General features: G+C 55.1%; 1 protein-coding gene and 4 pseudogenes. All 5 read right to left on the reverse strand.

The features are described from left to right. Positions 1 to 775: 775 nt before the first annotated feature. Positions 776 to 1,868, reverse strand: a pseudogene (locus tag RND78_RS27310) (IS481 family transposase). A 1,339-nt stretch (positions 1,869 to 3,207) separates the two neighbouring features. After that, positions 3,208 to 3,545: pseudogene (locus RND78_RS27315) on the reverse strand (DUF2958 domain-containing protein); the annotation flags it as partial. 352 nt (positions 3,546 to 3,897) lie between these two features. Beyond that, positions 3,898 to 4,518 (reverse strand): annotated as a pseudogene (locus RND78_RS27320) (transposase); the annotation flags it as partial. A gap of 501 nt (positions 4,519 to 5,019) precedes the next feature. Beyond that, positions 5,020 to 5,883, reverse strand: coding sequence for a methyl-accepting chemotaxis protein (locus tag RND78_RS28630; protein WP_409457147.1), 864 nt, complete (start codon positions 5,881 to 5,883; stop codon positions 5,020 to 5,022). Further along, positions 5,878 to 6,681 (reverse strand): annotated as a pseudogene (locus tag RND78_RS28635) (MCP four helix bundle domain-containing protein); the annotation flags it as partial. The gene RND78_RS28630 and the pseudogene RND78_RS28635, both read right to left, overlap by 6 nt. Positions 6,682 to 6,827 lie beyond the last annotated feature (146 nt).

Genomic DNA, 6,827 nt, shown 5'->3' on the forward strand with positions numbered 1-6,827 from the left:
CCCAAAACCCGCGCCAGTTCTGGCCTGTGCCTCCTATAACAACCGGAAGCGAGACACATTGGCGATGTAGTTGTCTTCGGCCTCCCGGACCTATCACCCAGGTCCGAGTTGGTTCGATTCCAGCCTAAGATGCCAAGCATTGTGGTAACGCCAAAGCGTCCCACGAAGTCGCGAATGGCTGGGACGCTGCATCTGCCCGCAAGGGCAACGCCGATATCAATTCTCGGCTGCTGGACGTGATGCTAGATGAGCACGATGAGCTGCGCTTAGGGGGCCGAGTATCTCTTCAACGCGCATCACGAGGAGTTCTGAGTTCAGCTCGCCTCGCTCAAGAAGGAACGCCATTTCAGCTATGAGCTCCGACATGGCGTCATTGAGCGTCAGCAATTGGTCATTTAGTGGAGCCGTGCCAGGCGATCTAGATGAAATCGCCCTGATGGCTTCACTGTTCTGCTGCAGCAGTCGATAAGCGACCTGCAACGCTTGATGGTCTTTTAGCACAGCCGAAATACCTTTTGGTGAACAAGCTCTAAATCGGTCGCCGCAAATGAATCTTTAGCGGCAGGATCGTCCTGCGCCTACTGGGCCTATCCAGCAACTGCGCGGGTTTTTGTATTTCCAGCAAAGAACTTAGCAGCCATGCGGGTTGTAGCCGGACGATAAACAACAAACAACCTCCGAAAAAATGTTCGCGAATAGAGAAAAGGCCGGGCCTGAATTACCCCCAACCGGCCCCCCCGGGAGGTGTATAGCCCGGAGGCATGGTGGACAGGTGTTAGGCGACGGAACGTCCCGTCGTCGCCGTCCGGGTGTGTAAGTTCAGACACGCGATTCGCCAGGTGCGCCAGAGCACGTCGTACTAGCCGTCCACGCCCTCGGGACGAATCAGCACGGGTTCGCCAATGAAGGTCTTGCCCACGTGCTACTCCTGGCCTCGCCAGTGGATAAGTTCCTGGTCGCGCACCCTGCGTACGATACCGCCTTCAGCGTCCCGCGGCGCGGGCGGCGTGGCGCAATAGGCACGGGGCTGGGCTGATAGCGCGTCTGGGGCACCTGCATGCACAGCGCCTGATGCGGCCGCTGGACATTGTAGAGCTGTCGCCAGTGGTCAAATATCCGCTGCGCCTTGTCCAGGTCTGCCCACGGTGGGCCTTGCAGGACTTCGGCCTTGAGCGTGCGGTGGAAGCGTGCGTCCTTGCCCTGCGTCTGCGGATGATAGGGCCGCGAATAGCTGACCCAAATGCCCTGACCCATCATCCAGACGTCCAGCCGGGTGTAGTGCTGGCCGTCCGTGCCCTGGGGGCTGCCGTTGTCCATGGTCATCCGCGCCGGCAGGCCATAGCGCTCGAACGCTGCGATCATGCACTGGCGCACGGTGGCTTCCCGGTCGTCGCCGCAGGCCTGCAACACCACCGCGTAGCGCGAATGGTCGTCCAATACGGTCAGTGGATGACAGCGTCCTCGCACCAGGGGCACATGACCCTTGAAGTCCATCTGCCACAGATCGTTGGCGTGCTGCGGGTGTTCGAAGCGCTGCCAGGGCTTGGCCGCTTCTGAAGCCGCCGCGCTCACCGCACAGTGACGGACTAGGATCGCATGCGCCGTGCTGATGGCCGGCATCGGCACGCCCTGATTTTCCAGCCACCGCGCCAGCTTGTGCGCTCACCAGGCCGGGTGCTGCGCGCGCAAGGCCATGACCGGCGCCTCCCGGCCCGGTGCACAGCGTCCTGGCGACGTCGCCGGACGGCGCGAACGATCCGTCAAAGCCTCGCCGGCTCTGTACGCGCCAGCCATTTGTATCCTGTCGTCGGGCTGATACCGAAACGGCAGCACAGCAAGCGTACATTCGCTCCCGCCTGTTGTGCCAAGCCAACAAATTCTTAGCGTAACTCCATCGTGGACCTCTCCTGCCACGGCATTGGCCTGCTCCCACCCGCCAAATACCACAGCTTGATGTGTCCATCCTGTCTCCGAACAGGTGTTCACCATGTCCCCGGGCCATACAGGGGGAAAGGACCCAAGGTGGGTAGCCCAAAGCACGCGCTAATTATTTGCCGTGGCAATGGTGACTGCGTTAGCTGCTGCTGAAGCTGATCCGTGCCCGTGCTAACATTATTTGGGCGCCTGAGCCAACCTGTAGCGTGGTAATCAGGTAGGGGGATTAGTCGGCGAGTGCCCCTCCCGGAAGTGCATCAGACCAACCCCGACAGCCTGCGCGACTCAGACCTCCACAGCAGCGGAGCCGGTGGCAGGTATGAGGCCCCGTCCTAGTCCAGCTCAGGCGGGGCCTCTCTCATTCTGCTCCACAGTTAAGCCTTAAGTGACTGCCTCCAGGAGGATAGATGAAGCGTTACCTTATGCTTGCTCTCGCCATCGCTGTACTCATTGTCGCGTGCCTGCTAGCTGCTCTAGCACTACATGCTTTGTCTGAAATGCTGGCAAGCGGCTGATACCACCATCGCTTCTTGTCGGCTGGATTCCGGTCTGCGCTCCTGAGGGGCAGAGGGTGGTCGCAAACTTCATAGCCTCTGTACTGGACAACGCCCGCCCCGTAAATTTTCACAGCCGCGAAATCACAGGTTCTGTCTGATCGCCACCGCGAAGAATAAGATTGAAAAAATTCAAGCGAAAACCCAGCAATGGGGCAGGTTGCGGATTGGTAGTCACCCGCTAAACGCTCATGTCAGCTATGAAAACACCATTTACAAGGCATTTTAATTGCCATTTTCGTTGAAAAATGGAGTTCAAAATGGCTATTTCGGCGCAGCTGCTCGCTTCGCCTAGTGCTAGGTTTTGTACAAAAAATCGCCGAGCGAATATCAGGCTAGGCAAAAAAGCTGAGGAAGCGGAGTTCATTAGCGGTAAAATAGCACTCCGAAGCCTTTTCAACAAAGCATCACCGAGCGCAGGCATTTTTCGTACAGAACCTACGCGAACATTGTCAAACGTTATAGGTGAAGCGTAAACTTGCAATTTCAAGGCCGATGAACTCCGATGCGTTGCTGAAATCGTCCGAGTGCGACGGCGGCAACGCACTCCAATGGCATGCCGCGTCGATCAGCTTGCCGCAGCCCGCGCTAAGCTTCACGCCCGTTTCAATCAGGCATGCGCCACTATGGTGCAATACTGCCGATACAGACCGAACGGGTCACAGACTAGACCGAAATAGATACAGTGCGCCGAGGTTGGTGGGCATTCGATCTGTGGCGAGCCGTTGTCTTCGGCCATTCTTAGGTATTCCCACAGGTGCTGCACCGGCTGGAAGTAGCGATCCCGCATCACGGCCTGCTGGCGCGGCCGGAAGATGGGGGCCGGGTCGGACAGTTTCACCGTGCCCATCGAGGGCATGCCAATCCCCGGGTCAATCAGGCTGTGGGCGGTATCGCCATCGGCTAGGGCGAGCGAGGACAGAAGCCAGATGTGGCATTCGCATCCGGGGTGAGAAGGTGCGCCACGGGCAGCGGGTCGGTGTCCCGCCCGGCGGCGCGAGCCTGGCCATTGGCCACTAATCGCGTGCGCTCGTCTGTGGTGATGAGCGGGGTCACGGTTTCATTCTCACGGATGCACAAAGCTTAAGAGACGCTTTACCGCGTTCTCTCGCAAGCAGGGATACGCAAGCCCAAGCATACACAGGAGCGTGGAAGCACGAAGGCACATGCCCGGAAGTTATGAAAGGCACGGATCAGGCCTTCTGCATTTGAAGAAAGCCACCAATGCGAATTTCAGTAAAAGCATGGGGAAAGCTCAGAATGACGGCGTTCAATCCATCGTTGGCCGATGCACTGCGGCGGATCAGAAGGGCATGTGGTCTGCCCCCGGGAGTTGTTCTCAGATGGCTAGCCGGACTTGCCTCAGCTCTGGAGCGAGGGTTGAAAAGCCCAACATTGAATAAAATCGAACCGCGTTTTCTTCACCGGCGACCTGTATGAAGTCCGCCGCATTTGCGGCTATGCCGTGCACGTGGTGCGCCACGCCCAAGTCGCCATCGGAGCTGATGTACACCTTCATCCCGAAGTAGTACTGATTGTCCTACTTCATTTTAGCGGCGCGCTTGCCACTCCCTGTTCTTTTTCAAGCTGGGCATGAATGATCGCAGCATCAAAGATACTGCCTTGGAGTAACGACAGGTCCTTGTCCGGAAGATAACTGGTAATAACCCGGAGGATGCCAGCTTCCAGCTGATGCTTCTCTTACGAATGCCAGCAGTTGAGGTTCGTGGTCTGAAAGGAACGCGTTCCGGCTCTAGGCCGGCAAACTGGCGCAAAATCGTGGTCTCATACAGGCCCTCTTCTATGGCCGGATCGCTGTAGCCAAACCAGTTCTGCAACAGATGCACACGCAGCATGGCCTGTAAGGCATAGGGTGCTACCTCTCCCACCCCTGCGGTAATGCGGTTCGATCTGCCGGGACATTCCCTGCCGCGGCACTACCCTTATTCATCTCGATTAGGAACAGCTCTTTTCGAGTCTGTTTACGTTTGCCGGCGTACTCCGCGTTGGCAGAGGTCATCTGCTTCATGGGGCCTCATTTTACGGATCGAATGTAACGTGTCTGCGGGACTCACGCTGGCTTTTCAGATTTTCAAGAGATAGCTATATTTAGTTCTCGGTCATTGCATACGATTACAAAGATGATTATGCTTTCAATAAGTTTCATGGCCTGCCGGAAAGCCCATTTGGAAGGTTTACAAATGCGGACAACGGACGATATTTTAAGTAGTGTGGTGGGGCGTATTAGTTAACAGTTAAATTGGTTGGATCTAATGCGCACTTTCTTTTCCTGATCGCGCAGTTCTTGATAGCTGGCTAGAAACCGAAACGTACGTTAAATTGCGTCTAGGAAGAAATCGAAGTTAGCAAAATGAAGCTTTTCTATCCTCACTTCGAGCTCTTTCCTGAAATGAAAAGGCCGACTCTATGCCGGTCTTTTCATTTATCGAGCCCGGATATTTATAGTGGCTGACTGAGCGCTATGTCTACTTAGCCCTAAAATGAAGTATCAAAGCGAGATGCGTCCTATCTAAAGCTGAAATTGGGCGACGGTTTGATTAAATTGTACTGCTAGCTCAGATAGCTCTGTACTTGACGCATTTACTTTTTGCGAACCGTAGGAAGATTGAGCCGACAAATCGCGCACTCTAACTAAATTACGGTCAATCTCTCGCGAAACTTGAGCCTGCTCCTCAGCAGCCGTGGCTATAACTAGATTGCGATCGCGAATGTCAATGATACGAGTGCCAATGGCCAGCAACGAATCCCCCGTGCTTTGAGTGGCGATCCTAGTATTATCAGCTAATGTACGGCAATCAGCGATACCAGCCACAGCCTGCCGTGTTAGACTATTGATGCCGCTAATGATCTGCTCAATCTCGCCAGTAGATGCCTGAGTGCGAGCAGCCAGAGCACGAACCTCGTCGGCGACCACAGCGAAGCCGCGGCCATGCTCGCCCGCACGGGCCGCCTCAATCGCCGCGTTGAGTGCCAAGAGATTGGTCTGACCGGCAATACCGCCGATAACGTCAAGCAATTTGCCGATTTCGCCAACACTGGTAGCGAGGCTCTCGATACTCTGCGAAGAGCTGGCAATGGTCTCTACCATCGCAACCATAGTTTTTTCGGCATCTTGTGCGATTTGGCATCCTGCCTGCACTTGGTCATGAGCGCGCTGCGAAGAGTCAGAGGTTTCCGCAGCATTGCCAGCGACTTCTTCAACTGCGGCGGACATCTCGGTGGTGGCAGTCGCGGCTTGATTGATCTCACCATCCTGCTCAATCAAGGTTTTGTTGCTTTCTCGGGTGATAGCATTTAGCTGCTCAGAAGACGCGGCGAGCTGCTTAGCGCCATAAGCTACCTGTAGCAAGGTGCTACGTAGCCCACTTTGCATAGTATCTAGCGCTTGCAGAAGGGTTCCCATCTCGTCAGTCGAATCTATATTGATCGAATGACGGAGATCGCCCGAGGCTATGCGCTGAGCGCTTTGTATTGCTACGTCGATAGGTCGCTGGATTGAACGTACTAAATACAGGGACAGCAGCACAGTCACCATAAAGGCGATCATAATGACGAATGCCAACACTTGGGTGGCTGAAGCGAAGGTTCGGTCAGCAACAACGTCATTGTTATGACTCTTAGCATTGTTAATCTGAACCAGACTGTCCAATCCATCGCGAATGATCTTGATTTGCTTGAGCTCTTCACCTTCCAACACATTGCGCGTCCCCATGGCGTCAAATGTTCTGGCCACCACTGCAGCTTTTTCGGACTCTTTGGCATAAATATCGAACGCCTGAATCATCTGAGCGATAATACTCTGTTCTTCAGGAGTGACGGCCAAGGCCTGATACTGGGTAAGCATGCCGTGGATGCGCGGCAGACGATCATCAGCCACCTTGTCCATTTGATCCAGCCAAACTTTATCCGGAGAAATAGCGCGAGCGTATTCTACGGTGCGAAATTCGTTCATCCAAGACTGGATCTGTAGTGACAACGTAACTTTCGGTAGCAGCTTGCCAGAAATTTCCTCGGTAGATGCGCTCACTAAGGCCATTCGCGAGTAGGAGAAGGCCCCAAGCGCTACCAGCACAAGACACAGGAACGCGAAGGCGAGATAAAGGCGGGTTGCTATTTTCATTATCGACTCGTGAATTTTGGTGAGGGAGAAGCCATCCTGCGGAGCTGCCATGAGGATATCTGTATCATCGCGGCAATCTTTAGACGCGCAAGATAGACGGTCTAGTTGACCGTCGAACGGCTGGTAGGAACTCTTCAGAACTCCAGCCTAGACTGAGCTTTGCGGGTCCAGCCAGCTATCAAGAGAGACGGTAGTGG

This window comes from Pseudomonas oryzihabitans (assembly GCF_032027545.1).
GTDB classification, from domain to species: Bacteria; Pseudomonadota; Gammaproteobacteria; order Pseudomonadales; family Pseudomonadaceae; genus Chryseomonas; species Chryseomonas oryzihabitans_F.